We start from the raw sequence: 26,956 nt of genomic DNA, 5'->3' as shown, positions 1-26,956 counted from the left end.
GACTCCGCGGGGGCGCGGCGCGGCAGAACGGCACCGGGCACGGTGAAGCCCGGCGGTGACCGGGGGCGTTCCGGTCACCGCCGGGCAGTTGGCGGGGTCTCCCGTCCGGGGGGCCGTGCCCGGCCCGGACGGGAGACCCCGGGCTCAGCAGGCTCCGAGGTCCTGCCAGACACCCCATTCACCGGTGCTGCCGGGCGTCTCGCCCTTCGTCCACCACTTGGACTTCCACTGGTGGGAGCCGTGGCTGACGGTCGTGCCCGAGCCGTACTCGGTGGTCGCGTTCCACGCGGGGGCGGCGCAGGCGCCACCACCGCCGGGGGGAGTGCTCGGGTCGGGTGTCGTGCCCGGGTCCGGGGTCGGGCCCGTACCGGTGCCCGGCTCGACCAGGGTCGTACCGCGGGTCAGGTCACCCGCCAGGGCGTACGTCCTGCCGCCGAAGGTCACGGTCCAGTTGGACGGCGTGGACGTCGGCAGGTAGTAGACGAAGTCCAGCTTCACCGAGGCGCCGGGCGCCAGCGTCTGCCAGCTCGGAAGCTTCAGCGAGACGCGGTTGTAGTCACCCTTGAGGCCGCCGACGTTGTTGGCCGCCGTGTGGTCGCTGCGGATGATCGTCGTCCCGAAGCCCGACTGGTCCTTGGCGTTGGCCGGGGCCGACGTCGAGTAGTCGAACTGGAACTCCGTACCGCCCGGCAGGGTCGTCTTCGTGTTGTTGGTGAGCGTCAGCTTGGGGCTGATCGGGTAGTTGGAGTCACCCAGCGGGAACTGGTCGAAGGAGTAGTCGATGGCGACGGCCTCGGTCGGCAGGGTGATCGTGGAGCGCTTGGCGCCGTACGGGGTGGCCGACTTGAACTTGTCGTACATCGCGGAGGTGAGCGTGGAGCCCTGCTCGTACTGCCCCTTCGCGGCGTTCCAGCCGTAGTCGCCGGCGAGCTCCCAGATCATCGTGCCGCCGATGCCCTTGTCGACGACGTAGTCCGCCTTGGCGGCCACCGACTGCTCGTCCTCGGTGGAGAGGAACACCTTCTTGTCCGCGTTCCACAGCCACGGCGCGACCAGCGTCGAGCTGTAGTTGCGGACGTAGGTGCCGGCCAGCTTGGTGCCGGCGGGGAAACCGTACTGCGTGACGTAGTCGCCGACGATCCCCTTCTCCAGGTTCTTCGCGTGCCACATCGGGTTCGAACCGGCCGGCGATTCCTTGCCGTTGGTGTCGAGGTCGTGCCAGAGGTTGTCGATGCCCACGGCGCCGTCGCCGCACTTGGTGAGACCGGCGCCCGCCGGGCAGGTGGTCGCCGGGGCCTTGCCCCAGAGCCCGTTCGTGCCGCCCTGGACGTTCTTGAAGCCGCGGGTGTAGTACGGCAGGCCGATGTTGATCCGGCCGGACGGCATCGAACCGCGGAAGTAGTGGTACGCCCAGTCGGTGTTGAGGTAGCCGGTGCCGCCGTACTGGGACGTCGAGTAGACGCTCGCCTGGGCGAGTTCGGCATCCTTGCCGTCGTCGTACAGGGCCGCGTTCGGGCCGACGTACTCGTTCCAGGCGCCGTGCAGGTCGTACGACATGATGTTGACGTAGTCCAGGTACTTCTGGATCTGGAACGTCTCCATGCCGCGCAGCAGATAGCCGGAGGACGGCGCCGCGACACTCAGCAGGTAGTGCTTGCCGTCGTTGGCTGACGCGCGGTCGAGCTTCTCGCGCAGCGTCTTCATCAGCGCGGCGTAGCCCTTGACCAGGCCGCCCCTGCGGGCGTTCGAAAGCGTCCAGTCCAGCGGGTTCCCGGCGTCCTTCATGGTCGTCGGGTACTCGTAGTCGATGTCGACGCCGTTGAAGCCGTACTTCCTGATGAAGTCGACGGTCGAGTCGGCGAAGGTGTTGATGCCGGCCTGGTTGACCGAACCGTCCGCGTTGGTCGCCATCGAGTAGAAGCCGCCGGAGTTGACCCGGGCACCCTTGTCGTCGAAGTAACCGCCGGTCTCGGCCCAACCGCCCACCGACACCATGGTCTTGACGTTCGGGTACTGCTTCTTGAACTTGTTGAGCAGGTTGAAGTGCCCCTTGTAGGGGAAGCTCGGGTCCATCTCGGCGCCCGCGACGCCCGGCCAGGTCATCCCGGTCGACGCGTTGTCCGGGCCGTCGGTGCCGACCGAGAGCTTGTTGGCGCCGTCCACGTGCGCGAACGCGTAGTTCAGGTGGGTGACCTTGTCCCAGGGGATGTCGGAGGCGAGGTACGCGTCCTTGCCGTCCTTCCCGGTCCGCCAGTTGGTGAAGTAACCGATGACCCGCCGCTGGTGGTCGGCGCCCATCTTCTCGCGCCCGTCGGAGTCGTAGACGGAGCAGTACGGGACGGAGACGCCGGGGGTCTCGTAGAGCCCGTCGGGGCGGCAGGACTCCTGGTCGGCGGCGTGTGACACGGTTGCGGAGAGAGAGCTGAGCAGCAGACCGGCGACGGCGGCGCCGACTGCGAGCAGCGTGGGTCTCGCGCGGGTGGGGGAGAGCACGGCGGATTCCTCCTGGGGAGGTTCGGGCCTCAGGGCACTGGCGGGGGAGGGCGGATCGTGTCGGGGTCCTGGGTGGTGCGCACACCGCAGGACCGCTCCTCGGAGGTGACGCAGAGATTAAGAGGACTAGACCAGTGCGTCAATAGGTCTGGACCAATCGGGCTCGACTGTTCCGTTTTGGGGAACTTTCCGACGGGGGAAGTGGTCCATTTGTGATCCACCCCACAAATCCTCACTCGGATGGCCGACGCCGGACATGGCACACTGGTCGCGTACCAGTAGCAGCGCACTCCGGGGTCGGTGCAATTCCGAACCGGCGGTTACAGTCCGCGACCCGTCCGCATCCAGCGGCCGGTTGACCAGGTGAGATTCCTGGACCGACGGTTAAAGTCCGGATGGGAGGCAGTGCGCGGCGGGCCGTCATGGGTACGCCGCCGTGGGCGAACGGTTCTCGGGCCACCGAGCCGTCCGTTGCCCCGGTCCCGGCGTTCCCCTGTGCGTACCGCTTCATCTGTCGTCATCGACAGGCCCCGGAGTCCGTGCCCGAAGAGGCAGGAGGACCCGGTGGCCACTGCGGCCGACATCACCGCCATGCGCCGAGCGATCACGCTCGCCGCCCGCGGGCTCGGCTCCACCAGTCCCAACCCGGTCGTCGGGTGCGTGATCCTCGACGCCTCGGGCCGGCCGGCCGGTGAAGGCTTCCATCTGCGCGCGGGCTCCCCGCACGCGGAGATCCACGCCCTGCGCGAGGCGGGCGGACGGGCCCGTGGCGGTACCGCCTACGTCACCCTCGAACCCTGCGACCACACCGGCCGCACCGGCCCCTGCGCCCAGGCGCTGATCGAGGCCGGCGTCGCCCGGGTGGTGTACGCGGTCGCCGACCCGACCCCGCAGGCCGCCGGCGGCGGCGCGACCCTGCGCGCCGCCGGGATCGCCGCCGAACCGGGCCTCCTCGCCGACGAGGCCGAGGCGGGCAACGCCGCCTGGCTCACCTCGGTGCGCGAGGGCCGTCCGTACGTCCTGTGGAAGTACGCCGCCACGCTGGACGGCCGGATCGCCGCCGCCGACGCCACCAGCCGCTGGATCACCTCGCCCGAGTCCCGCGCCGACGTCCACCGGCTGCGCGCCGAGGCCGACGCCGTCGTGATCGGCTCAGGCACCGCCCGCGCCGACGACCCGCAGCTCGGCGCGCGGGGCGTCGAGGGCGCCGTGCAGCCGCTGCGGGTGGTCGTCGACACCGACGCCACCGCGGTACGGCCCGGTGCCCGCGTCCTCGACGACACCGCACCGACCCTGATCGCGGTCGCCCCTGACGCCGACACCGCGCGGCTGCCCGTCGAGGCCGTCCTGCGGCTGCCCCGCGCGGCCACCGGCCCCGGCCTGGACCTCCACGCGCTGCTCGCCGCGCTCCACGGACGCGGCGTCCGCTCCGTACTTCTCGAAGGCGGCCCGACCCTGGCCGGCGCCTTCGTCGCCGCGGGAACGGTCGACAAGGTCGTCGGCTATCTCGCCCCCGCACTGCTCGGCGCGGGCCCCGCCGCCCTCGCCGACGCCGGAATCTCCACCATCTCCCAGGCGTTGCGCCTCGATGTGACCGAGACCGTCCGTATCGGCCCCGATCTGCGCGTCACCGCCGTCCCTGCCCGGAAGGGGAACTGAGTGTTCACCGGAATTGTCGAAGAGCTGGGCCAGGTCACCGCAGTCGAGGAACTCGGTGACGCCTCCCGGTTCCGCCTCCGCGGTCCCGTCGTCACCGAAGGCGCGAAACACGGCGACTCCATCGCCGTCAACGGCGTCTGCCTCACCGTCGTCGACGTCGCCGAGCACGAGTTCACCGCCGACGTGATGGCGGAGACCCTGAACCGGTCGAGCCTCGGCGCGCTGGCGCCCGGCTCCCCGGTCAACCTGGAACGGCCCATGGCGGTCGGCGGCAGGCTCGGCGGACACATCGTCCAGGGACACGTCGACGGCACGGGGCACATCCTTGAGCGGAAGGTCTCCGAGCACTGGGAGATCGTGAGGGTCTCACTGCCCGCGAACCTCACCCGTTACGTGGTCGAGAAGGGCTCCATCACCGTCGACGGAGTGAGCCTGACCGTGGTCGACGCAGGGCCCGACCACTTCACCGTCAGCCTCATCCCCACCACCCTCGCCCTGACCACGCTCGGCGCCAAGGGGCCCGGTGATCCGGTCAACCTGGAGGTCGACGTCATCGCGAAGTACGTCGAACGGCTGCTCGGCGACCGGTCGGCGGCGCGGGACGGGTCGGCGCCGGAACACGAGGAGCCGGGCAGGTGAGCCCCGTCGACTGGCTGAACTCCGAGGCGTTCTCCCTCCTCGGGCAGCACATCATCTGGTCGGACATGATCGGCAACACCGTCGGCCTGTTCGCGCTGGCCCTGGGCTGGCTCCGTTCCATCTGGACCTGGCCCGCCCAACTGCTGTCCGGCCTCGTCCTGATCGCGGCCAACGTCTCCGTCCAGCAGGCGGGCAGCGTCGGCAAGCAGCTCGTCGTCGTCGCCGTGGCCGTGTGGGGCTGGCAGCAGTGGACCCGCGGCAGGCGGCGGGCCCAGGACGGCTCCATCGCCGTCCGCTTCGCCACCTGGCGCGAGCGCGGCCTCCTGCTGGGCGGCGCCGCGCTCGGCACCCTGGCGGTCGGCGGCCTCTTCACCGCGTTCCCCTCGCTGTCGTGGAGCCCGTGGGCGGACGCGTACATCTTCGCCGGGACGCTGGTGGCGATGCTCGCCCAGGCGCGCGGCATGGTCGAGTTCTGGTTCGCCTGGCTGCTCGTCGACCTGGTCGGCGTACCGCTCAACTTCCACAGCGGCCTCGCGTTCTCCGGCCTCATCTACGTCGTCTACGGAGCCCTCGTCCTGTGGGGCATGCGTGACTGGTGGCTGCGCTCGCGGACACCCGCTCTCGAAGGAGCTACGGCATGACCCCTTCCGCCCACGACCCCTGCCCCGTCGAGACCTTCGCACTCGACCCCGTCGAGCAGGCGATCCGTGACATCGCCGCCGGCCGCCCCGTCGTGGTCGTCGACGACGAGGACCGGGAGAACGAGGGCGACCTCGTCATCGCCGCGGAGAAGGCCACCCCCGAGATCGTCGCCTTCATGATGAGCGAGTGCCGGGGCCTCATCTGCGCCCCCATGGAGCACGACGAGCTGGAACGGCTCGAACTGCCCCAGATGGTCGACCGCAACGCCGAATCGATGCGTACCGCCTTCACCGTCTCCGTCGACGCCGCCGCCCGGCACGGGGTGACCACCGGCATCTCCGCCGCCGACCGGGCCACCACACTCCGGCTGCTGGCCGGCGGCCGGACCGGCCCCGGCGACTTCGTACGCCCCGGTCACGTCTTCCCGCTCCGCGCCAGGGAGGGGGGCGTCCTCACCCGCAACGGCCACACCGAGGCCGCCGTCGACCTCGCCCGGCTCGCCGGGCTGCGGCCCGCCGGGGCCATCGTGGAGATCGCGGGCGAGGACGGTGCGATGCTGCGGCTGCCCGAACTGATCCCGTTCGCCCGCAAGCACGGCCTCACGATCATCTCCATCGAGGACCTGATCGCCTACCGCCGCGGCAGCGAACCGACCGTCCGGCGCGAGGCCGAGGTCCGGCTGCCGACCGCCTTCGGCGAGTTCACCGCGTACGGCTACCGCTCCCTCGTCGACGGCGTCGAACACGTCGCCCTCGTCCACGGCGACCTCGGGGACGGCGACGACGTCCTCGTCCGGGTCCACTCGGAGTGCCTGACCGGCGACATCTTCCAGTCGCAGCGCTGCGACTGCGGCCCCCAACTGCACGCCTCCATGGCCCGCATCACCGAGGAGGGCCGGGGCGTCGTCGTCTATCTGCGCGGCCACGAGGGACGCGGCATCGGACTGCTCTCCAAGCTCCGCGCGTACGAACTCCAGGAGCGCGGCTCCGACACCCTCGACGCCAACCTGGAACTCGGCCTGCCCGCCGACGCCCGGGACTACGCGGCCGGCGCCCGTATCCTCCAGGACCTCGGCGTGCGCACCGTACGGCTGATGACCAACAACCCCGACAAGACAGCCGCCCTGGTGGGGCACGGTCTCGGGATCACCGGCCGGGAACCCATGCCCGTCCAGGCCGGTGAGCACAATCTGCGGTACCTGCGCACCAAGCGGGACCGCATGGGCCACGACCTGCCCTGGCTCGACGCCGCCGCGGCGTCGACCTGTGGCAACCAATGAACCCCCGGCACACGACCGGCGACGAGCGGTAGGAGAACGATGAGCGGCAAGGGCGCACCCGAACTGTCCGTACGCAACTGCGGTGACCTGCGCGTGGCGGTGATCGCCGCGCAGTGGCACGAGAAGGTGATGGACGGACTCGTCGACGGCGCCCTGCGCGCCCTGCACGAGCTGGGCATCGACGAGCCGACCCTCCTGCGGGTCCCGGGCAGCTTCGAACTCCCGGTCGTGGCCAAGGCGTTGGCCGGACGAGGATACGACGCGATCGTCGCGCTCGGCGTGGTGATCCGCGGCGGCACCCCCCACTTCGACTACGTGTGCCAAGGCGTGGCCAACGGCCTCACCCAGGTCACCGTCGACACCGGGGTGCCCGTCGGTTTCGGCGTACTGACCTGTGACGACGAGGAGCAGGCGCTCGACCGGGCCGGCCTTGAGGGGTCCAACGAGGACAAGGGGCACGAAGCGGTCACCGCGGCCGTCGCCACCGCCGCCACGCTGCGCACGATCAGCGAACCCTGGCGCTGATCCAGGGCGCGGGACCCCGTACTCTAAGGACCATCATGGCGAACAAAACCTTCGAAGAGCTCTTCGCCGAGCTCCAGCTCAAGGCCGCCGACGGCGACCCCTCCACCTCCCGCACCGCCGAACTGGTGGGCAAGGGTGTGCACGCGATCGGCAAGAAGGTCGTCGAGGAGGCCGCCGAGGTCTGGATGGCCGCCGAGTACGAGGGCAAGGAAGCCGCCGCCGAGGAGATCTCGCAGCTCCTGTACCACGTCCAGGTGATGATGGTCGCCCGCGGGATCTCCCTCGACGACGTCTACGCCCATCTCTGAGCGCGCCCGTCCCTGAGCGGCACCGGGCCACAGCGCCCAGCCCGCCGCACGGCCACGGAAGAACGCTCCGCACCGCCTCTCCCCGCCTCCGCACGAAGGAAGTCCGACCTCATGCTGCGCATCGCCGTCCCCAACAAGGGTTCACTGTCCGGACCTGCGATGGCGATGCTCCATGAAGCGGGCTACCAGCAGCGGAAGGAGTCGAAGGAACTCGTCCTCATCGACCCCGAGAACCAGGTCGAGTTCTTCTATCTGCGCCCGCGCGACATCGCCATCTACGTCAGCTCGGGCCGGCTCGACATCGGCATCACCGGCCGTGACCTGCTCCTCGACTCCGGCGCCGAGGCCGAGGAGATCCTTCAGCTCGGCTTCGCGCCCTCGACCTTCCGTTACGCCACCAAGCCCGGCACGGCCGACGGCCCGCAGGACTTCGAGGGCATGACCATCGCCACCTCCTACGAGGGCATCGTCGCCCGGCACCTCGCCGACTCCGGGATCAACGCGTCGGTCGTCCACCTCGACGGCGCGGTCGAGACCGCCATCGAACTCGGCGTGGCCCAGGTGATCGCCGACGTCGTCGAGACCGGCACCAGCCTGCGCAACGCCGGACTCGAAGTCATCGGCGAACCCATCATGAAGTCCGAGGCCGTGGTCATCCGGCGGGTCGGCGCCCCGGCCGACGAGCCCAAGGTGCAGCAGTTCCTCCGCCGCCTCCAGGGCGTCCTCGTCGCCCGCAGCTACGTGATGATGGACTACGACTGCCGGGTCGAGCACCTGGAGCGCGCCGTGGCCCTCACCCCGGGCCTGGAGTCGCCCACCATCTCCCCCCTGCACCACGAGGGCTGGGTCGCCGTCCGCTCCATGGTCGCGGCCAAGGAGGCCCAGCGGATCATGGACGACCTGTACGCCCTCGGCGCCCGCGCCATCCTGACCACGGCCATCCACGCCTGCCGTCTCTGACGGCACCGGACCCCACGGACCGTCGAGCCACGCGAGACGGCCAGAACCACCGGAAGACAGAAGAAGCCCCATGTCCGCCCCCGCACCCAGGCCCGAACCCCCCGCCCTCCCCGTCACGTTCCGCCCGACCCGCACCAGGGCCGTCCTGCTGAGCGTGGGACTGGCGATGTTCGTCGTGCTCACCGCCATCTCCCTGGTCCTCGAACAGCTCAGCGCGGGGGAGCGGAGCACCTTCATCCTCACCGCGCTGCTCTTCTTCGGCGTCCTCGCCCTGCTCAGCAGGCCCAGGGTCGTGGCGGACGACGAGGGCGTCACCGTCGTCAACATCACCCGGACCCGGCGACTGGCCTGGGCGGAGATCCTCCGCGTCAACCTGCGCGCGGGTGATCCCTGGGTCTTCCTCGACCTCAGCGACGGCACCAGTCTGCCCGCCCTCGGCATCCAGCCCGGAATCGCGAAGGCACAGGCCATCGCCGACGCCCGCGCGCTCCGCGCCCTCGTCGAATCCCGCGGCACCGGCCCCGACAACGGCTGAGCCCCTGCCCCGCACGGCGTCTTGTTGATTACTCTGGAGGACGGCGGCGCCAGTGCGCCCCGCCCCGCACCAGAGAGCCCACAAGGGCCGCGGGGCATCCTGCGACCCAAGGAGTGACTCCCTCCAGCAATGGACGGATCGTCCGGTAGTATCTGCGCCGCCCCCTCCCAGGAGGCGGCGGCATGACCACCCCCCTGCTGCTTCTGAGCGCAGCCTTCCTCCTCATCCTCGCCAACGGATTCTTCGTGGCGGCCGAATTCGGTCTCGTCACGGTCGAGCGGGCGGACGCCGAGCGCGCCGCGGCCGAGGGCGACCGGCGGGCCCGTACCGTCGTCGCGTCCCTGCGGGAACTCTCCTTCCAGCTCTCCGGCACCCAGCTCGGCATCACCATCACCTCACTGGTCGTCGGCATGCTCGCCGAACCGGCACTCGCCCGGCTGCTCACCGGTCCCCTCACCGCCACCGGACTGCCCGCCGGGGCCGTCCCCGGGGTCGGCGTGGTGATCGGCATGATGCTCGCCTCCGCCGTGCAGATGGTGATCGGCGAACTCGTACCGAAGAACTGGGCGGTCTCCCGGCCGCTCCAGGTCGCCCGGTTCGTCGCCGGACCCCAGCACCGCTTCGCCACCGCACTGCGGCCCGTGATCAGCCTGCTGAACACGCTCGCCAACCGGCTGGTGCGCCTGCTCGGTGTCGAGCCGACCGACGAACTGGCCTCCGCCCGCACCCCCGGCGAGCTGGTCTCGCTGGCCCGCCACTCGGCACGGGCCGGCACCATCGAACAGGACACCGCCGAACTCTTCGTACGGACCCTCTCGCTCGCCGGACTCACGGCCCAGCACGTCATGACCCCGCGCGTGAAGGTCAGCGCCCTCCAGTCCTCCGCGACCGCGGCGGACGTACTCAATCTCACCCGTGCCACCGGCCTCTCCCGCTTCCCCGTCTACCGGGACCGCATCGACGAGGTCGTCGGCATGATCCACCTCAAGGACGCCCTCGCGGTGCCCGCGGCGGACCGGCTGCGCACCACCGCCGGCCGGATCGCCGTCCCACCGCTGCTGGTGCCGGAGACCCTGCCCGTGGAACAACTGCTGGGGCGGCTCCGCAGTGAGCAGCCGATCGCCGTCGTCGTCGACGAGTACGGCGGTACGGCGGGTGTCGTCACCCTTGAGGACATCATCGAGGAACTGGTCGGCGAGGTCAGGGACGAGCACGACGCCGAGGGCGCCGACCGGCCCGAGCTGGCCCCCGCCGCCGCCGAGGACGGCCGCCCCGCCTGGGAGGCCGAAGGAAGCTGCCGCGTACTGGCCTTGCGCCGGATCGGCCTCGACGTACCCGACGGGCCGTACGAGACCGTCGCCGGACTGGTCGCGGACCTGCTGGGCCGCATCCCGGCCCCCGGCGACCGGGCCGAACTCCCCGGCTGGCGGATCGCCGTCCGCCAGGTCGGCCACTACCGCGCCGAGCGGGTCCGCTTCGTACGGCTCGCCGACGAGCACCCGGCGGACGCGGCACCGGCCACCCGCCGGGTGCTGGAGGCCGTGCGATGAGCGTGGTCCAACTGCTCTTCGCCGGGCTGCTCGTCCTGGCGAACGGCTTCTTCGTCGGCGCCGAGTTCGCACTCGTCTCGGTGCGCCGCAGCCAGGTCGAACCACTGGCGGCCGAGGGATCGAGCCGGGCCCGGCAGGTCCTGTACGGCCTTGAGCACCTGCCACGGATGATGGCGGCGGCGCAGTTCGGGATCACGGTCTGCTCGCTGACCCTGGGCGCCGTCGCCGAACCGACCGTCGCCCGGCTGCTGGAGCCCGTCTTCCAGCTGGCCCACGTCCCGGAGGGATTCGTCCACCCGCTCGGCTACGCACTGGCACTGGTCTCCGTGGTCTGTCTGCACCTCCTCATCGGTGAGATGGTCCCGAAGAACCTGGCCATGGCCGCCCCCGAGAAGACCGCGCTCCGGCTCGGCCCCGGGCTGGTCGGATTCGCCCGGCTCTGCCGGCCCGTCACCGCCGCCCTGGGCGCCTGTGCCCGGCTGGTGCTGCGGGCCTTCGGGGTCGAGCCCAAGGACGAGGTGGAGGCCGTCTTCACCAGCGAACAGCTCAACCGGCTCGTCGAGGACTCCCGGCAGGCCGGACTGCTCGAACCGGACGCGCGGGAACGGCTGGAGGACGCGCTGGAGCTGGGCAGCAGGCCCGTCACCGACGTGCTCCTCGACCGCGCTTCCCTGGTGACCGTGGACCCCTCGGTCACCCCCCGGCGGATCGAGGAGCTGACCGTGCGGACCGGGTTCTCCCGGTTCCCGGTCTGTGCGGAGGGCGGTGGCCCGTTCATGGGCTACCTGCACGTCAAGGACGTGCTCGACCTGGAGGACGCCGAGCGGGCCGTGCCCCAGCAGATCTGGCGCCCGATGGCCACGCTGCGGGCCGAGCTGCCGCTCGACGACGCCCTGACCGTGATGCGCCGCGCCGCGACGCACCTGGCCCAGGTCGCGGACGCCTCGGGCCGGGTCCTCGGCCTGGTCGCCATGGAGGACGTGCTGGAAACCCTGGTCGGCGAGGTCCGCGACCCGGCGCACCGGATCACGGTGCCCCGGCTGACCGTGGAGACGCAGGGCGCGAAGGGCCGGGGCGAGCCGCCCCTGGCCGGAGAGCTGACCGCCCTGGCCGGCTGAGTGCTGTCCCGCTGATCCCTGGCGGCGCGCGACGAGGGCGGCACCTCGCGGCGTTGCCGGGGCGTCCGCACACATCCGGTATGCGGACGCCCCTCCGCTTCGCGACGCCCGCGTCCGACGCCGCGCGCTGCTCCGCCAGGGATCACGGAACAGCTCCTGGCGCCGTGACCTCGACGGCCGTCGGTGGGGCGCTCCCGTACGGAACCGTACGGGAGCGCCGCCGTCACAGCGGCGGAGGTTCCTGCCGGCCGCGGCCCGACGAACCCCGGCCGGACAGCACCTCGCCGTACGCCTGCATCAGATCCGGCAGCCGCAGCGTCGCCAGATCGTCCCGGGTGGGCGCGGCGGTGTAGCCGGAGAGCCGCAGATCCCGGTAGGCGCAGCTCTTCTCGTACAGCGTGCGCAGAAAGCGCCCGTTGCCCAACTCGTCGATCCAGCCCTGATCGACGACGTGCCCGCTGATGCTGTGCAGCTCGTCCATCGACTCGTCGTCCCACACATCGCCGTTCTCGGCGGCCAGCACCCCGCCGATCGCGGTGAGTTCGAGCGGTCGGTAGCTGGGGAAGTCCACCCGGGTGGTGAAACGGGACGAGAGCCCCGGGTTGGTGGCGAGCAGCCGGTCCATGCCCTCCGGATAGCCGGCGAGAATCACCACGAGATGGTCGCGGTTGTCCTCGGCCCGTTTGAGGAGCACCTGAAGGGCCTCGTCCCCGTACGCGTCGCCCTTGCTGTAGCCGGTGTTGGAGAGGCTGTACGCCTCGTCGAGGAAGAGCACCCCGCCGATCGCCGAGTCGATCAGCTCGTTCGCCTTCACCGCGGTCTGGCCCAGGAACTCACCCACCAGATCGGCTCGTTGGGCCTCCACCAGATGATCACCGCCGAGCAGACCCAACGCGTAGAAGACCCGGCCCAGGATGCGGGCCACCGTGGTCTTGCCCGTCCCCGACGGCCCCGAGAAGACGAAGTGCCGCTTCGGCGGCTGTACGGGAAGCCCCTGCCCGGCCCGTAGCCGGGCCATGTTCAGCTGCGCCGACAACGCCTTGACCTGACGCTTGACGGGTTCCAGACCCACCATCCGCTCCAGCTCCGCCAGTGCGTCGGCGAGCAGTTCCGGATCGCTCGGCCCCGAGGGGGACGGCGGGGGCACGGACCGCTTCTCCCGTTTACGGGGCGGATCGGCCGCGGGCGGTTCCGCTTCCGGCCGGGGCGGCTCCGCCCCCGCCTCCGGCAGGTTCTGCGTCCCACCGGACCAGGGCTCCCGGCCGTCCACCAGGTCGGTGCCGAGCACCGTCTCCCCTTCGGGCTGCGCCTCCGCGGCCTCGGTGCCGGCCTCGGCGCCCGTCCCGGCGAAGGACATGGCGGCGAGCCCGGCCACCTCTTCGGAGCCGTCGAGCCCGTCGTGGTCGTTGATCGCCGCCAGCCGCGCCGAGGTGTCCATGAAGGACGGGTCGACCCGGTGCACCGCCCGGTACAGCGGCAGCGCCGCCGCACTGCGACCGGTGCCCTCGTGAGCCCTGGCCAGCCAGTAGCGCAGCTCCTTGCGCTGGGGCTGTTCACTCCTGCACCGCATCAGGGCGGCGGACAGCAGCGGCTCGGCCTGTCCGTACATCTCCAGGCGGACCCGGGCCATCCCGCCGAAGAGTCCGGCCTCGATGCCGAGCAGTGGATCGTCGACCAACCGCTCGGTGTGGCGGACGAGTTGTTCCCAGTCCTTGACGAGATAGGAACGGCAGGCATGCAGGAAGCGCACCTGAGGATCGGCGTCGACCGGTGGCAGTCCCGCCAACGCCCGGTCCAGCTCGGCAACATGGCGGCCGTCCAGCCAGTGGGAGGCGTGCGCGAGCAGCAGATCGCGCGGAGTCTCCAGCACCGGCTGTACCCACCAGCCCAGCCAGTACCAGGAGTTGAGAGTCCGGCGGTGGCGGGCGCGCTGTTCGCCGAACCGGTCACGGTGGCGGTACATGCGCAGCAGTGCCGTGGTGGTGTCGACCCGCAGGGCGTGCAGCCCGAGCCAGCCGTCAGCCATCGCGGGGTCGAACCGTACGGCAGCTCTGAACTCCTCCTCGGCCTGCGGATAGGCGCCCATCGTGTACGCGTCCATGCCGCGCAGCCAGGCGAGGTCGGCCGGGGCCTGCGCGCCCTGCGTGCCGATGTCCATCAGGTCCCCCACAAACAGTGCCCCCAGGATGTCCCGCCCGCACAGCATGCCCACCGGAACGCGTCGAATCACCGGATCGCCGTATCGCTGACGGGAATTACGCGCACCGAGAGGCATCGTACCGGTGCGGGGAGTGATGTGGACAAGGGCGTCGCGGGCCGGACGTCGCGGTGACCGACGGTGAGCGGATGGTGGTGCGCGATGGCGTCGGGGGCAGAACGAAGCCCCCGATCACGGGGGAACAACCGGGGGCTTCGTGTCCGCGGGGCTCCGAAAAGCCGCACATTGAGAACGTAAGACCTGTACGGCCCCGGGGTCAAGCGGAGTTGAGGATGTTCCGCTTCGACTTCCGGGCGCTCAGGACGGTGGAACCGGGCGTTCACGGTCGGTGACGAAACGGTTCGCTCCCGCTGCCGCACGGGGTCCCGGCAGCCACTCGTAGCCCGAGGGCAGCTGCCGGACGAGGGCGTCCGCGAACGGACGTGACGGCTCGTCGGCGAAGTGCCGCTGCTCGGCCGCCGTCCAGCCGTCCCAGAAGTCCGAGAGCGCGGGGCCGTCCCTGCGCCTGCCGCGTTCCCAGGACCGGGCGGAGTCCAGGTCCATCCACAACAACCGGGCGAGACGGGGCCGTAGCGCCCGGCGGCCCGCTCCGACGCCCTCGATCAGCACCACCGGAGCGGGTTCCAGGGGGCGGACGGGCCCGAAGCGCCGCTCGTTCCAGTCGTACGGGGCGTAGTGCGCGCGCTCCCCGCGCGTCAGCGGGACGATCACCTGGTCCCACAGCCGTCGCGTCCAGGCGAAGGGCTCGGCATGGCTCGCCAGGTCGTCCAGGTGCAGCACGGGGGCGCCGCCGAGCGCCTCCGAGAGCCGGGCCGCGAAGGTGCTCTTGCCCGAGCCCGCGTGGCCGTCGACGGCGATCAGCCGGACCGGTCCGCAGGACGGCGGCAGGGCGCGCAGCCGCGCGGCGTGTTCGGTCAGGTCGTCCATGTGCCCAGGCTACGAGCCGGCCCGTACCCGTGTCGGCCGGGGGCGGACGCGCTCCACCGCCCCGCCCGCGCGTGTCGCCGGTTCGCCCGTCCGCGCGCCTGCCCCCTGCCCCGGCCGAGGACGCGCGCCCCGGCGTCCTCGGGGTCATGGGTGGGCCGTACCGGTACGGATTCGGCCACGCCGTGTGGAGTGCTGGCCGAACCCGGAGCGACCCGGGATAGTTGGCGCACACGTTGTGCCCCGCAGCCCCATTCCGCTCATGACCGGGGGTCTCGCCCATGACCGGACCGACCTCACGCAGGACCGTCCTCACCGCCGCGCTCGCGGCCGCGGCGGGCGCCGGGGCGGTGTCGTCCGCGGGCCCGGCCGGCGCGGCGGCCCGCTCCACCGCCCCGCGGCACGGAACCCGGGCGGGCCGGCCGCCCGTGGACAACCACTTCTGGACCACCCGCGACGACTGGCGCTCCGGTTCCGGCTCCGGGACCCGGGACGCCGGGGGCCACCGCCCCGGTCTGGTGATCGGCACCCCGGCCGGCCGCACCGAGTACACCGACCCGCACACCGGACGGACCAGCGGCTGGGAGTACGCCACCTGGACCTCACCGGTCCACCGCTCCGCCGTCCCCGCGACGGAGATGATCGCGTCCTGGAACGCCGAAACCCCTCCGGGCACCTGGACTCAGGTCGAAATGTGCGGCACGTACACGGACGAGACCGCCACCCCGTGGTACGTCATGGGCCGGTGGGCGGCGGGGGACGGCGACATCCGGCGCACCTCGGTCGACGGCCAGAAGGACGGCCGCAGCTCGGTCTGGACCGACACCCTCTCGGTGGACGATCCGGCCGGCGGGCTCCGGCTGGTCTCGTACCGGCTGCGGCTCACCCTGTACCGCAGGCCGGGCAGCGGGCTCACCCCGACGGTACGGCGGCTCGGGGCGATGGCCTCGGACGTTCCCGACCGCTTCACGGTGCCCGCCGCCACGCCGGGCAGCGCACCCGAACTGGCGGTGCCGCGCTACTCGCAGAACATTCATGAGGGGCAGTACCCGGAGTACGACAACGGCGGCGAGGCGTGGTGCAGCCCCACCTCCTCGCAGATGGTCATCGAGTACTGGGGGCGCCGGCCCACCGCCGAGGAACTGGCCTGGGTCGAGCCGGGCACCGTCGACCCACAGGTCTGCCACGCGGCCAGGTTCACGTACGACTACCGGTACGAGGGCTGCGGCAACTGGCCGTTCAACGCCGCCTACTCCGCCACGTACCGGGACATGAACGCGGTCGTGACCCGGCTCGGGTCGCTGAAGGATCTGGAGGCCCTGGTCCGGTCGGGCATCCCCGTCATCACGTCCCAGTCCTTCCTGAAGGAGGAGCTGACCGGGGCGGGTTACGGGACCTCGGGCCACCTCATGGCCGTGATCGGCTTCACGGCCGGGGGCGATGTGATCGCCAACGACCCCGCCTCGCCGAGCGACGCGGCCGTCCGGCGGGTCTACCGGCGGCGCGAATGGGAGAACATCTGGCTGCGCACCAAGCGCTACGACGCGAACGGCCAGGTCAGGAGCGGCACGGGAGGGGTCTGCTACGTCTACTGGCCCGTCGGCCCGTCGCAGGAGCAGCACCGGGTCCTGGAGTCGCTCGGCCTGTTGTGAGCGTGCGCCGCGCCTCGGCTGTTCCGGTCGCCCGACGGCGGCTTGCCGGGCGTGCCGGGGGAGGGTGGCCCTGTGGGGTGATCCGTCCGGACCGCACGTCGTGCGGCGGCCGGAATTCTCACGGCCGCGCGCCCCACGGCCGACTTGTGCTGTTCGGGCCGCTTTCCGCCCGGTCACTTCTTCCGTGCCGCGGAGTTCGGAATGTGCATACCGATACGGATTCCTCCGGTTCGGGAATGCGTTCGGACGGCGCGATGGCCTCTCCTGCTCACCTCCCGTCCTCCGTGGTGTGACGCGCTGTCACGGATATCCGGAATCCGGATACCGGTCACCGGGCTACTCCCAAGTATTAACTCAAGCCTTTTCAAGTCCTCCGTCATGCCCTTATGCTCGGTGAGCGATTGGCTTGTTCGGGTTCTGTCGGCCTGCCGGCGGGGCCTCCCGGCTTGACCGTGTACGGTAAATCATGCGCTTTCGCGGGAGGGGGCGGCCGTCACCGCGAAACCGCTGCTCGGCGTCGACATCGCCGTACCGGGCGGTAGTCCGCCGTCCCTCGCCGTCGGATGAACACCCGCCGCCGTAGGTCGATGGGCGGCGGCTGAAGCGGACTGTCGGTGCAGGCGGCGAGGTCCCGATGGTCCTGCGGCCGACGGAGAGCGGTTCGCCGGAAGGGTGAACCGAAAGAGCCGCATGCCTTCGCGTCCGGGACCCACGTGTTTTACGGGCAGTCGATTCCGACTTCCGGACCGTTTGATGCCGGTCCGAGAAGCGGCGCTCTTTCATTTTCCGGACCACGTGACGGAGCCCGCTATTCCGAACTATTTGCGAGCATGTATGCTCTGCCGCGAACAGCCGCTTCGGAAATTCTCGACCATTCCGTCACGCGGTTTTACCCGACCATTTTTCGGCTCGGGAAATCCGAATAACGGAACACGAAGAGTAATAACGCAGGAGGTCTGCCGAATGCCTGAGCACGAGAGCCTGGTGGCCCTGCTGCGCGAGCGGGCCACCGCGCACGGCGGCCGGCCGGCGGTCGGGTTCAGCTCCGACCCGGCCGACCCCGCCGCCTACCAGGAGACGACCTACGCGGAACTGGACGAGACCGCTCGCCGCACCGCCGCCCTGCTCCAGGGTGAAGGGGTGGACGAGGGCGACCGGGTGCTGCTGCTCCATCCGCCGGGCCTCGGTTTCCCCCGGGGGTTCGCCGGCTGCCTCTACGCCGGCGTGATCGCCGTACCCGCGCCGATGCCCGACGGCTACCGGCGTCAGCGGGAACGGCTGGCGGGTATCGCCCGCGACGCCCGGGTGCGAGCCGTGCTCACCGACACCGCGACGGCCGCGGCGGTCACCGACTGGGCCCGGGAATGCGGTCTTGAGGATCTTCCGGTGCTCACCGCCGACCCCTGCTCCCTGCCGCCCGCCGGGGAGTGGCGCGAGCCGGCGCTCGGTCCACGCACGGTCGCCTTTCTCCAGTACACCTCCGGATCCACCAGCGAACCCAAGGGAGTTGTCGTCGACCACGGCAACGTGCTCGCCAACGCCGAGGCATTCCGTGGCACGGTCGATGTCCGCCAGGAGACCCGCTGGGGCGGCTGGCTGCCGATGTACCACGACTTCGGGCTGATCGGACTCCTGATCACCCCGCTGACCCTGGGAAGCACCACGGTGCTGATGTCCCCGGCGACCTTCCTCAAGCGCCCGCACCTGTGGCTGCGGCTGATGGACGCGTACGACCTCCAGGTGTCGCCGGCCCCCGACTTCGCCTACGACCTCTGCACCCAGCGGATCACCGACGCCCAACTGGCCGGACTCGATCTGTCCCGGTGGACGCACGCGATGAACGGCTCCGAACCGATCCGCGCCCGGACCCTGACCGCCTTCGCGGAGCGCTTCGCCGCGGCCGGACTGCGCGGTGACGCCCTGACCCCCGGCTACGGCATGGCGGAGGCGACCCTGTGCGTCTCCGGCTCCCCCTCCTACCAACCGCCGGTGATCACCGCGGTCGACGTCGAAGCGCTCACCAAGGACGAGTTCCGCCCCGCCGGTCCCTCGGCACCGGCCGAGGCGGTGCGCCTGCTGGTCAGCAGCGGGCGCCTCTGCCCCGGCGTGGAGGCGGTCGCGGTGGACCCCGCCGACGGCCGGGTGCTGCCCGAGGGCACGATCGGCGAACTCTGGTTGCGCGGACCGAGCATCGCCCGGGGCTACTGGGAGAACGAAGGGCAGAGCGAACTGACCTTCGGCTCCGTCACCCGCGACGGCCTCGGGGGCTGGCTGCGCACGGGGGACCTGGGGGTGCTGGCCGACGGCGAACTGTACGTCACCGGCCGGATCAAGGAACTGCTGATCCTTCACGGCCGCAACCTCTACCCGCACGATCTGGAGGCCGCCGTCCGCAGCACCCATCCGGCGCTGGGGCGTACCGCCACCGCCGTGTTCACCGTGCCGGCCGCCGGGGATCAACTGGTGGTGGTCCAGGAGACGCGCCCGGCCCAGCTCGGCGCCACCACCGCCGACGAGCTGATCGACCGCGTCAAGCAGGTGCTGGGCAGTGAGTTCGGCGTCGCCGTGCCGAACGTCGTCCTGGTACGGCCGGGCGAGGTGCAGCGGACCACCAGCGGCAAGATCCAGCGCGGCCTGACCAGGGAGTTGCTGCTCGACGGCGAACTGCGGGTGGTCCACCAGCAGGTGAGCCCCGGACTGGAACACGCCCGCGCGACGCGCGCCGGCGCCGGTGCGGCCCGGTGAGCGCGCTGACCGTCGCCGGGCTGGAGCGGGCGCTCGGGAATCCGGCCGACCCGCGGACACTGTTCTCGTACGCCCGTTGCGCCGAGCTCGACCGGGCCGAGGAGTTCCCCGAGGCGATCTGCGCGGAACTGGACCGGCTCGGTCTGTCCCGCCACTACATACCCGAGGCGTTCGGCGGGGCGCTCATCGACCACCAGGGGCTCGCCGACCTGATCCGGGTGATCGCCGGACGCGACCTCACGGTGGCGATCGGCCACGCCAAGAGCTACCTCGGGGCGGCCTGCGTCTGGATGGCCGGGACCCCGGAGCAGGCCCGCGCTCTGGCCGCCCGGATCACCGCTGGGGCACCGGTCTCCTGGGGACTCACCGAGCGGGCGCACGGCAGCGACCTGCTGGCCACCGAGGTGGTGGCCGAACCCGACCCCGCCGGTGGTCACCGGCTCACCGGTGAGAAGTGGCTGATCAACAACGCCACCCGGGGGGAACTGGTCTGCGTGCTCGCCCGCACCGACCCGGCCGGCGGACCGCGTGGCCACAGCCTCTTCCTGGTCGACAAACACGCGCTCGCGCCCGGCGGTCACCGCTGCCTGCCCAAGCAGCGCACCCATGGAATCCGGGGCGCCGACATCAGCGGCATCGCCTTCGACCGGGCCCGGGTGCCGGACGACGCCCTGGTCGGCAGTGTCGGCCGTGGTGCCGAAACGGTTCTGAAGACGCTCCAGCTCACCCGTACGGTCTGCGCGGCGCTCTCCCTCGGCGCCGCCGACCACGCGCTGAGGCAGGCGGTCGGTTTCACCGCCGGACGCGAGCTGTACGGCCGTCGGCTGATCCGCTTCCCGCACGTACGCCGCACCCTCGGACGCGCCTACGCCACGCTGTTCGCCTGCGAGGCGGTCGGCGCGGTGGCGAACCGCTCGATCGCCGCTCTGCCCGGTGAACAGAGTGTCGCGTCCTCCGTGGTGAAGGCCTTCGTGCCCGCACGCGTCGACGAACTCATCGCGGACTGCGGTGAACTGCTCGGCAGCCGGGCCTTCCTGACGGAACTGTACGAGCACGGCGGCTTCCAGAAGCTCGCCCGGGACCACCGGGTGGTGGGCATCTTCGACGGCAACCAGGCGGTCAACCGGAACGCCCTCGTCAATCAGTTCCCGGTACTGGCCCGCCGCTACCGCGAGGCCCGGGTGGACGCGGCCGGGCTCGCCCTGGCGGTCACCCTCACCTCCCCCCTGCCGTCCGCCGACCCCGGCCGACTGGAGCTGGTCTCCCGGGGCGGGTCGAGCCTCGTCCAGAGCCTGCCGGCCGCCGTCGCCGAACTGCGCGCCGGGCCGGGGACCGACCCCAGGCTGCTCGCCCTGGCCGAGCGGCTCGCCGAGCGCTGCGGCACGCTGCACGGCGAACTGGCCGCGCTGCGGCCCTCGCCGACCGCGTCCGCGAGGTCCTTCGAGCTCGCCGAGTGCTACGAGGAGTGCTTCGCCGGAGCGGCTGTGCTCCATCTGTGGCTGGCGGGCAGCCGCCGCCCGGCCCGGTCGAAGCTGTGGCAGGACGGGCTCTGGGCCAGGGCCGCACTCGCGGCACTGCTCGGCCGGCCGTCCCCGGGACGGCACGAGAGCGCCGAGTTCGACGAGCTGTTCGACACCCTGGAGTCCGTCGGCGCGACCGCCCGGCCGGTCCTGGTCCTGACCGAAGAGGAGATCCCGTGAGCGGGACGACAGCGGCTCCGCGGTCTGACGCGGCCGACCTCGAACGACGCTTCGGAGACCCCTGGGAACCGGCCAACCCGGTCGGCCACGCCGCCACCGTCGCGGCCGACGAGCGCGACGAGGTGGTGGCCGGTGCCGAGCACCTGCTCGACGAGTACGGCCTGGGCGCCGAGTTCGTCCCGGTCGGACTCGGAGGCCGCCTCGATCGCCTGGACCGGCTGGTCGAGGTGATGCGCGCGGTGTTCCGGCGCGACCCGGCGCTCGGTCTCGGGTACGGAGCCTCCTCCTTCATCGCCGCGGTCAACGTCTGGTCCTCCGGCAGCGACGAGCAGCGGCGCCGCCTCGCCGGAATCCTGCTGCGCGGCGGCCGGGTGGCGACGGTCTACCACGAGCTGGAGCACGGGAACGATCTCGCCGGCGCGGAATTCACCGCCCGCCCACAGGAGGACGGCACACTGCGGCTGCACGGCCACAAGGAGCTCGTCAGCAACGTCCGACGCGCCGAGGCACTGGTGATCTTCTCCCGGACCTCGGAGAGACCCGGCTCGCGCAGCCACTCGCAACTGCTCGTGGAGAAGGAACTGCTGCCGGCCGACCGCTACCGTTACCGCCCGCGCTTCCCCAGCGTCGGCATGCGTGGGGTCCAGCTCGGCGGCATCGAGTTCGACGACTGCCCGGTCGGTCCGGAGACCGTCGTCGGCCGCCTCGGCCAGGGGGTCGAGAGCGCCTTCCGCTCCTTCCAGCTCACCCGTACCGCGCTGCCCGCGATGGCCACCGCGATCCTCGACACCGGACTGCGTACCACCCTGCGCTTCGTCCGTTCCCGCCGTCTTTACGGGCAGTACGCGAGTGACCTGCCGCTGGTGCGCCAGACCCTCGCCGAGACGTTCACCGACCTGCTGATGTGCGATGCCCTGGCAACCACCGGGGCCCGCGCGGTGCACCTGCTGCCCGGCGCCACCGCCATGTACGCCTCCGCGGTGAAGTTCCTGGTCGCCAAGCAGCTGATGGACGCCATGGACCGGCTCTCGGTCGTCCTCGGTGCCCACTTCTACCTGCGCGGGGGCGAGTTCGCCATTTTCCAGAAGCAGCTACGGGACCTCCAGGTGGTCGGCTTCGGCCACGCCGCCAGGATCGCCTGCCTGGCCACCGTCCTGCCCCAGCTGCCGGGCGCGGCCCGCCGGGCCCGGGGGGCCGGGGCCCCGCCCGAGCTGCTGTCACGGATCGGCGCCGAACTGCCGCCGCTGGACTTCGGCCGGCTGACCCTCGGTGCCACCGGCCCGGACCACCTGGCGGCCGTCCCGGCGCAGCTCGCCGAGGAGCTGGCCGGCCGTGCGGAATACCGTGGACTGCACCGGCTGGCCACCGTGTTCGCCGCGGAGACGGAGCTGGTACGGGCCGACGCGCTGGCACTGGCCCCGCGCGATCTGGCGGTCGGCGGCTCGGCCGACGCTCTGGAGGTGCCCGCCCGCTACGCCGCGCTCCTGGCCGCCGCGTGCTGCCTCAACACCTGGCGGGACAACCGGGACAACGGCGATCCGTTCCTCGCCGACCCGCTCTGGGCCGAGGCGGCCCTCACCCGGCTGCTCGGCCGGGTCGGCCGGGGCAGCGGCCGGCTTCCGGCCGAGCGGGCCGAACCGATGTACCGCGCCCTGCTCGAACGCGACGACGCCCGGCGCGGCTTCGACCTCGCCGGCCGGGACCTGCCCGGCTGACCGCCCCGTCCCGCCCCGCCCCGTACGTCCCCACCGAGCCACGACCATGGAGACCACTTTGCCCGGCACCGACCGCCACACCGAACTGCGGGAGTGGACAGCCCAACGGGTCGCCTCCTACCTGGAGTGTTCCCCCGCCGAGATCGACCCCGAGGTTCCGCTCACCGACTACGGCCTGAGCTCCGTCTACGCCTTCGTCCTCTGCGGCGATCTGGAGGATCACCTCGGATTCCCCATCGACCCCACGGTCGTCTGGGACCACCGGAGCATCGAGCAGCTGTCGGCCCACCTGGTCGGTCTGGCCGCCGCGCACCGTGCGGACTGTCCCGGAGCGACGCCATGACCGCACTCCGGGCCGTGTCGGCCTACCTGCCGCCGGAGAGCGTACCGGTGGCCGATCTCCGGACGGAGCTCGGGCTGAATGGTGATCAGCTACGGGTGATGCGAAGGGTGTTCGGCCTCTCCCAGGTCCTGCGCGAGCCGGAGGGCACGGTCGCCGACCTCATGCTCGCCACCGCCCGGCGGCTGGACGCGCTGCGCGGGCGTGAGCACCTGGTCCGTTATGTCGTCCACGCCCGGACCATGCCGGCGGTGGCGCCGTACCCGGTCAATCCACTGCACGAGGTCCGCGACGCGCTGGGCCTGCGCCACGCCCAGGTGTTCAGCGTGTTCCAGCACGCCTGTGCCTCCGGACTGCTCGCCGTGGACATGTGCGGCAAGCTGCTGGCCGCCGACGGCGACCCCAAGGCGCTGGCCCTCGTACTGACCGGGGAGAAGACGTTCACCCCGGCCGCCAGGACCGTGCCCGGTACCGCTGTCAACGGCGAGGCGGCGGCCGCGGTGCTGGTGGGCCTCGGTGGCGATCACGACCGGGTGCTCGGCTACGCGACCCGCACCCATGGCCGCTTCAACGCAGCTCTCTCGCTCACCGCCGAGGTCGCCGCGCAGTTCCAGCAGGCCTACCCGCAGGCCCTCGCCGACGTACTGCTCGCGGCCGTCGAGAGGGCCCGCACCACCCTCGACGAGCTCACGCTGATCCTTCCGCACAACGTCAACCGGGTCTCCTGGGTCCGGCTCTGCCGAAACCTCGGCATCCCCCTGGAGAAGGTGCTGCTGGACAACGTGCCCGTCACCGGGCACTGCTTCTGCGCCGATCCCTTCCTCAACTACCGCACCGCCGCCGACCGCGGACTGCTCACGCCCGGCGACCGCTATCTGATGGCGGCGGTCGGCCTCGGCGCGACCTTCTCCGCGATGGTCCTCGAACACTGACCACCGCATCCGACAGAAAGGAGCGGCCACGAGATGCAGGACTTCATGGGCCGGCTGAGGACAGCACTCACCGGCTCGCCCGACACCCCGCTCGTCCTCCTCGGCAACTTCGAGGTCGAGGACGAGTGGGCCCGGGGCGAGCCCGGCCTGCCACGCTTCGCCTTCACGGCAGGCAGCGCGGTCGTCAACCGCATGGACGAATTCACGCTGCTGCTCGCCGGCCAAGGGGACCACGTCGTCCTCAAGTCGGCCCCCGACCCGGACCATCTGCGCTACCTGGAGGAGCTGGGTGTGGATCTGCCCCAGGTCCACACCGTCTCCGGCGGCGACCCGCAGCGCACCGTCACCCAGGACGCCCTCGCCGACCCCGCCCTCCAACGGGAGCTGCGCGCGCTCGGGCCCGGAGCCAGGATCGTCCCGCACGGCACCTCCGCCCTGGAGGAACGGCTCTCCGGCCTCACCGGACTGCCTTTGGGCGCACCGTCGGCCGCCCTCTGCAAAGCCGTCAACAGCAAGATCTACAGCCGTGACGCGGCCGCCGCCGCCGGGCTGCGCCAGGCACCCGGATGGACGTGCGACAACCTCGCCGAACTCGACGCCGCCTTCGGCGAAGCCCGGAACCTGCTGCGTGCCGGCCGCCGGATCGTCGTCAAGGACGCCTTCGGCGTCTCCGGCAAGGGCATCAGCGTCGTCGACGACGAACGGCGGCTCGACAAGCTGTGGCGGATGGTCGCCCGGCGGGCGGAGCGCAGCGGCGACGACCGGGTGGTCCTGGTGGTGGAGGAGTGGGTCGCCAAGACCGCGGATCTCAACTACCAGTTCACCGTGGGCCGGGACGGCTCGGCGCACTTCGACTTCGTCAAGGAGGCGATCACCGAGGGGGGCGTGCACAAGGGCCACCGTTTCCCGGCCCGGCTGACCGCCCCCCAGCTCGACACCGTCCGGCACGCCGCCGCGCTGCTCGGCGACCGGCTCGCAGCCGACGGCTACTTCGGCGTCGTCGGTGTGGACGCGATGACCGATCCCGAAGGCGGCGTCTACCCGGTCGTCGAGATCAACGCCCGGCACAACATGTCGACGTACCAGTCCCGGCTGCAGGAGGCGTTCATCGGCCCCGGCCAATGCGCGCTGGCCCGGCACTATCCGGTCCGGCTGCGCGCGCCGCTCGGTTTCGGACGGCTGCGCGCCCAGCTGGCGGACCTGCTGTTCACCGGTGCCGGCTCCGGTGGGCTGCTCGTCAACAACTTCGCGACCGTCAACGCGGCCGCCACGCGGGACGGCACGTCCTACGAGGGCAGGCTCTACGGCCTGCTGATCGGGGACTCCCCGCGGCGTCTGGACGAGACCGACAAGGCGATCACGGCCCGGCTGGCCGCACTGAAGGAAACCGAAGGAAGAGGGCAGGCATGACGGGTGAATTCCGTATCCAGGGGCTGGGCATCACCCGGCTCGCCGAGGAGTTCGGCACTCCGCTCTACCTGTACGACGGCGGAGCCCTGCGCGCGCAGTTCGACGGGCTGCGTTCGCGGCTGCACCCGGCGCTTGAGATATTCCTCTCCCTCAAGGCCAACCCGAACATCTCGGTCTGCGCCCTGCTCAACTCGCTCGGCGCCCGCGCCGAGGTCTCCTCCATGACCGAGCTGGTGACCGCTCTGCGGGCCGGTGTCCCGGCGCACGACATCATCTTCCTCGGCCCTGGCAAGAGCCGGGAGGAGATCGCCGCCTGTCTCTCCGAGCGCGTCCTGGCCATCGTCGTGGAGTCCTTCGGCGAGCTGGAACTGGTCGACGAACTCGCGGCCGAGCAGGGCGTGGTGGCTCCGGTCGCCCTGCGGGTCAACCCGAGCTTCGCGGTCAAGGGCTCCGGTCTGACCATGGGGGGCAAACCCCGCCAGTTCGGCATCGACGAGGAACAACTGCTCGCCGCGGAGGACCTGGCCGGGCGCCACCCGCACGTCCGGCTCATGGGCGTACACGCCTACCTGGGCACCCGCATTCTCGACGAGGACGTCATCGTCGAGAACTCCACCCGAATCCTCGGCCTCGCCGAGCGGATCTCCGGGAGGCTCGGCTTCCCGCTCGAACTCGTCGACATCGGCGGGGGACTGGGCGTCGGCTACTTCGAGAAGGAGCGGGACCTGGACCCGGAGGTGCTCACCGAACGCCTCAACCCGCTGGTCGAGACGTTCACCCGGGCCCACCCCGGCACCCGGCTGCTGCTGGAGCTGGGCCGCTACCTCACGGCCCCGGCCGGCACATACGTGGTCCGGGTCCGGTACGTGAAGACCTCGATGGGCGAGAACTTCGCGATCGCCGACGGCGGCACCAACCACCACATGGCGGCCGTCGGTATCGGCTCCTTCGTCAAGCGCAACTTCCCGATGCGGGTCCTCAACCGTCTCGACGAGCCCGCCGACCAGCCATGGGTGGTCACCGGCCCGCTGTGCACCCCCAACGACACCATCGGCAAGAACGTCCTGCTGCCACCGGTCCGGGCCGGGGACCTCCTGGGGGTCGACCGCTCCGGCGCGTACGGGCCCACGGCCTCGCCGGTGTTCTTCCTCAGCCACGGCTACCCGGCGGAAGTCCTCGTGGACGCCGGCCACGCCCACCTGGTCCGCGACCGAGACACCACCGACGACCTGCTGAGCCGCCAGCACCGCTACGACCCCCCGGCCGCCGAGGCCGGGGCACGCACCGAAGGGAACTGACCATCATGTCCGACCTCACCCAGGGCGCCGACCTCACCCAGGGCGCCGACCTCACCCAGGGCGCCGGCCTCGACCGCGCCGTCGTCGTCACCCGGATCAACGATTCGCTCGGCGAGGTACTCAAGCGCGAGCTGGAGCCCGGCGACGACTCGCCCCGCCTCTTCGACGACCTCGGCCTGGACTCCACCAGCGTGCTGGAGCTGCTGATGCGTCTGGAGGACGAGCTGGGGATCGAGTTCGACACCGACTCGCTGGAACAGCGCCACTTCGAGACCGTCGGCACCCTCGCCGACTACGTGATCGAGCAGGCCTGA

The 26,956-nt window shown here is 71.4% G+C and carries 22 protein-coding genes and 1 riboswitch; of the genes, 19 read left to right on the top strand and 3 right to left on the bottom strand.

Annotation, left to right across the window (positions count from 1 at the left end; genetic code table 11):
• Positions 1-144: 144 nt before the first annotated feature.
• Positions 145-2,493: a chitinase C-terminal domain-containing protein gene (locus tag PZB75_RS03100; RefSeq protein ID WP_275533745.1), complete on the bottom strand. Its 2,349-nt coding sequence runs from the start codon at positions 2,491-2,493 to the stop codon at positions 145-147.
• A gap of 282 nt (positions 2,494-2,775) precedes the next feature.
• A riboswitch (FMN riboswitch) is annotated at positions 2,776-2,906 on the top strand.
• A 151-nt stretch (positions 2,907-3,057) separates the two neighbouring features.
• On the opposite strand from PZB75_RS03100, the gene ribD reads away from it, so the two are divergent.
• The 10 genes from ribD (at position 3,058) to PZB75_RS03050 (ending at position 11,708) form a co-directional block, all read left to right on the top strand.
• Positions 3,058-4,152: a bifunctional diaminohydroxyphosphoribosylaminopyrimidine deaminase/5-amino-6-(5-phosphoribosylamino)uracil reductase RibD gene (gene ribD / locus PZB75_RS03095; protein WP_275533744.1), complete on the top strand. Its 1,095-nt coding sequence runs from the start codon at positions 3,058-3,060 to the stop codon at positions 4,150-4,152.
• Positions 4,153-4,791 (top strand): riboflavin synthase, encoded by a 639-nt coding sequence (locus PZB75_RS03090; RefSeq protein WP_275533743.1) that lies wholly within the window; start codon positions 4,153-4,155, stop codon positions 4,789-4,791.
• Positions 4,788-5,432 (top strand): nicotinamide mononucleotide transporter family protein, encoded by a 645-nt coding sequence (locus PZB75_RS03085; RefSeq protein WP_275533742.1) that lies wholly within the window; start codon positions 4,788-4,790, stop codon positions 5,430-5,432. The genes PZB75_RS03090 and PZB75_RS03085 overlap by 4 nt, the downstream gene beginning before the upstream one ends.
• The gene (locus PZB75_RS03080; RefSeq protein WP_275533741.1) at positions 5,429-6,712 is read left to right on the top strand and encodes a bifunctional 3,4-dihydroxy-2-butanone-4-phosphate synthase/GTP cyclohydrolase II; all 1,284 of its coding nucleotides are present in this window, start codon (positions 5,429-5,431) and stop codon (positions 6,710-6,712) included. Before PZB75_RS03085 ends, PZB75_RS03080 begins: the two co-directional genes overlap by 4 nt.
• A 39-nt stretch (positions 6,713-6,751) precedes the next feature.
• Positions 6,752-7,237 (top strand): 6,7-dimethyl-8-ribityllumazine synthase, encoded by a 486-nt coding sequence (gene ribH, locus PZB75_RS03075; RefSeq protein WP_275533740.1) that lies wholly within the window; start codon positions 6,752-6,754, stop codon positions 7,235-7,237.
• A gap of 35 nt (positions 7,238-7,272) precedes the next feature.
• Positions 7,273-7,545, top strand: a complete 273-nt coding sequence (locus PZB75_RS03070; protein WP_014157415.1) for a phosphoribosyl-ATP diphosphatase — start codon at positions 7,273-7,275, stop codon at positions 7,543-7,545.
• A 111-nt stretch (positions 7,546-7,656) separates the two neighbouring features.
• Positions 7,657-8,505, top strand: coding sequence for an ATP phosphoribosyltransferase (hisG, locus tag PZB75_RS03065; protein ID WP_275533739.1), 849 nt, complete (start codon positions 7,657-7,659; stop codon positions 8,503-8,505).
• Positions 8,506-8,575: 70 nt separating this feature from the next.
• On the top strand, positions 8,576-9,040 hold the full coding sequence (locus PZB75_RS03060; RefSeq protein ID WP_275533738.1) for a PH domain-containing protein: 465 nt from the start codon (positions 8,576-8,578) through the stop codon (positions 9,038-9,040).
• 182 nt (positions 9,041-9,222) lie between these two features.
• Positions 9,223-10,590, top strand: coding sequence for a hemolysin family protein (locus PZB75_RS03055; RefSeq protein WP_275533737.1), 1,368 nt, complete (start codon positions 9,223-9,225; stop codon positions 10,588-10,590).
• Positions 10,587-11,708 (top strand): hemolysin family protein, encoded by a 1,122-nt coding sequence (locus tag PZB75_RS03050; RefSeq protein WP_275533736.1) that lies wholly within the window; start codon positions 10,587-10,589, stop codon positions 11,706-11,708. The genes PZB75_RS03055 and PZB75_RS03050 overlap by 4 nt, the downstream gene beginning before the upstream one ends.
• Positions 11,709-11,931: 223 nt before the next feature.
• Here the strand turns inward: PZB75_RS03050 and PZB75_RS03045 are convergent, their stop codons facing one another.
• Together PZB75_RS03045 and PZB75_RS03040 are read right to left on the bottom strand one after the other, a co-directional pair.
• Positions 11,932-13,914, bottom strand: coding sequence for an AAA family ATPase (locus tag PZB75_RS03045; RefSeq protein ID WP_275538559.1), 1,983 nt, complete (start codon positions 13,912-13,914; stop codon positions 11,932-11,934).
• Positions 13,915-14,223: 309 nt separating this feature from the next.
• On the bottom strand, positions 14,224-14,853 hold the full coding sequence (locus PZB75_RS03040; protein ID WP_275533735.1) for a hypothetical protein: 630 nt from the start codon (positions 14,851-14,853) through the stop codon (positions 14,224-14,226).
• A 278-nt stretch (positions 14,854-15,131) separates the two neighbouring features.
• Here PZB75_RS03040 and PZB75_RS03035 point away from each other — a divergent pair, with 278 nt between their 5' ends.
• The 9 genes from PZB75_RS03035 to PZB75_RS02995 all read left to right on the top strand — a co-directional run bounded on the left by PZB75_RS03035 (position 15,132) and on the right by PZB75_RS02995 (position 26,956).
• Positions 15,132-16,502, top strand: coding sequence for a peptidase C39 family protein (locus tag PZB75_RS03035; protein ID WP_275533734.1), 1,371 nt, complete (start codon positions 15,132-15,134; stop codon positions 16,500-16,502).
• Positions 16,503-17,465: 963 nt separating this feature from the next.
• Positions 17,466-19,247 (top strand): fatty acyl-AMP ligase, encoded by a 1,782-nt coding sequence (locus tag PZB75_RS03030; protein ID WP_275533733.1) that lies wholly within the window; start codon positions 17,466-17,468, stop codon positions 19,245-19,247.
• The gene (locus tag PZB75_RS03025; RefSeq protein WP_275533732.1) at positions 19,244-20,947 is read left to right on the top strand and encodes an acyl-CoA dehydrogenase family protein; all 1,704 of its coding nucleotides are present in this window, start codon (positions 19,244-19,246) and stop codon (positions 20,945-20,947) included. The genes PZB75_RS03030 and PZB75_RS03025 overlap by 4 nt, the downstream gene beginning before the upstream one ends.
• Positions 20,944-22,662, top strand: coding sequence for an acyl-CoA dehydrogenase family protein (locus tag PZB75_RS03020; RefSeq protein WP_275533731.1), 1,719 nt, complete (start codon positions 20,944-20,946; stop codon positions 22,660-22,662). The genes PZB75_RS03025 and PZB75_RS03020 overlap by 4 nt, the downstream gene beginning before the upstream one ends.
• A 46-nt stretch (positions 22,663-22,708) precedes the next feature.
• The gene (locus PZB75_RS03015; RefSeq protein WP_275533730.1) at positions 22,709-23,005 is read left to right on the top strand and encodes an acyl carrier protein; all 297 of its coding nucleotides are present in this window, start codon (positions 22,709-22,711) and stop codon (positions 23,003-23,005) included.
• Complete coding sequence (locus tag PZB75_RS03010; protein WP_275533729.1) at positions 23,002-23,934, top strand: 3-oxoacyl-[acyl-carrier-protein] synthase III C-terminal domain-containing protein; 933 nt, start codon at positions 23,002-23,004, stop codon at positions 23,932-23,934. The genes PZB75_RS03015 and PZB75_RS03010 overlap by 4 nt, the downstream gene beginning before the upstream one ends.
• 33 nt (positions 23,935-23,967) lie before the next feature.
• Positions 23,968-25,344, top strand: coding sequence for an ATP-grasp domain-containing protein (locus tag PZB75_RS03005; protein WP_275533728.1), 1,377 nt, complete (start codon positions 23,968-23,970; stop codon positions 25,342-25,344).
• On the top strand, positions 25,341-26,642 hold the full coding sequence (locus tag PZB75_RS03000; RefSeq protein WP_275533727.1) for a type III PLP-dependent enzyme: 1,302 nt from the start codon (positions 25,341-25,343) through the stop codon (positions 26,640-26,642). The genes PZB75_RS03005 and PZB75_RS03000 overlap by 4 nt, the downstream gene beginning before the upstream one ends.
• 5 nt (positions 26,643-26,647) lie before the next feature.
• Complete coding sequence (locus PZB75_RS02995; protein ID WP_275533726.1) at positions 26,648-26,956, top strand: acyl carrier protein; 309 nt, start codon at positions 26,648-26,650, stop codon at positions 26,954-26,956.

It is taken from the genome of Streptomyces sp. AM 4-1-1, assembly GCF_029167625.1.
Lineage (GTDB): Bacteria > Actinomycetota > Actinomycetes > Streptomycetales > Streptomycetaceae > Streptomyces.
This window is presented reverse-complemented; position numbering and strand designations above follow the sequence as displayed.

Coding starts and splice junctions, on each gene's coding strand:
- PZB75_RS03080 (WP_275533741.1), top strand. CDS start 5,429: ATGACCCCTTCCGCCCACGACCCCTGCCCCGTCGAGACCTTCGCACTC.
- ribH (WP_275533740.1), top strand. CDS start 6,752: ATGAGCGGCAAGGGCGCACCCGAACTGTCCGTACGCAACTGCGGTGAC.
- PZB75_RS03070 (WP_014157415.1), top strand. CDS start 7,273: ATGGCGAACAAAACCTTCGAAGAGCTCTTCGCCGAGCTCCAGCTCAAG.
- hisG (WP_275533739.1), top strand. CDS start 7,657: ATGCTGCGCATCGCCGTCCCCAACAAGGGTTCACTGTCCGGACCTGCG.
- PZB75_RS03060 (WP_275533738.1), top strand. CDS start 8,576: ATGTCCGCCCCCGCACCCAGGCCCGAACCCCCCGCCCTCCCCGTCACG.
- PZB75_RS03055 (WP_275533737.1), top strand. CDS start 9,223: ATGACCACCCCCCTGCTGCTTCTGAGCGCAGCCTTCCTCCTCATCCTC.
- PZB75_RS03050 (WP_275533736.1), top strand. CDS start 10,587: ATGAGCGTGGTCCAACTGCTCTTCGCCGGGCTGCTCGTCCTGGCGAAC.
- PZB75_RS03045 (WP_275538559.1), bottom strand. CDS start 13,914: ATGCTGTGCGGGCGGGACATCCTGGGGGCACTGTTTGTGGGGGACCTG.
- PZB75_RS03040 (WP_275533735.1), bottom strand. CDS start 14,853: ATGGACGACCTGACCGAACACGCCGCGCGGCTGCGCGCCCTGCCGCCG.
- PZB75_RS03035 (WP_275533734.1), top strand. CDS start 15,132: ATGACCGGACCGACCTCACGCAGGACCGTCCTCACCGCCGCGCTCGCG.
- PZB75_RS03030 (WP_275533733.1), top strand. CDS start 17,466: ATGCCTGAGCACGAGAGCCTGGTGGCCCTGCTGCGCGAGCGGGCCACC.
- PZB75_RS03015 (WP_275533730.1), top strand. CDS start 22,709: ATGGAGACCACTTTGCCCGGCACCGACCGCCACACCGAACTGCGGGAG.
- PZB75_RS03010 (WP_275533729.1), top strand. CDS start 23,002: ATGACCGCACTCCGGGCCGTGTCGGCCTACCTGCCGCCGGAGAGCGTA.
- PZB75_RS03005 (WP_275533728.1), top strand. CDS start 23,968: ATGCAGGACTTCATGGGCCGGCTGAGGACAGCACTCACCGGCTCGCCC.
- PZB75_RS03000 (WP_275533727.1), top strand. CDS start 25,341: ATGACGGGTGAATTCCGTATCCAGGGGCTGGGCATCACCCGGCTCGCC.
- PZB75_RS02995 (WP_275533726.1), top strand. CDS start 26,648: ATGTCCGACCTCACCCAGGGCGCCGACCTCACCCAGGGCGCCGACCTC.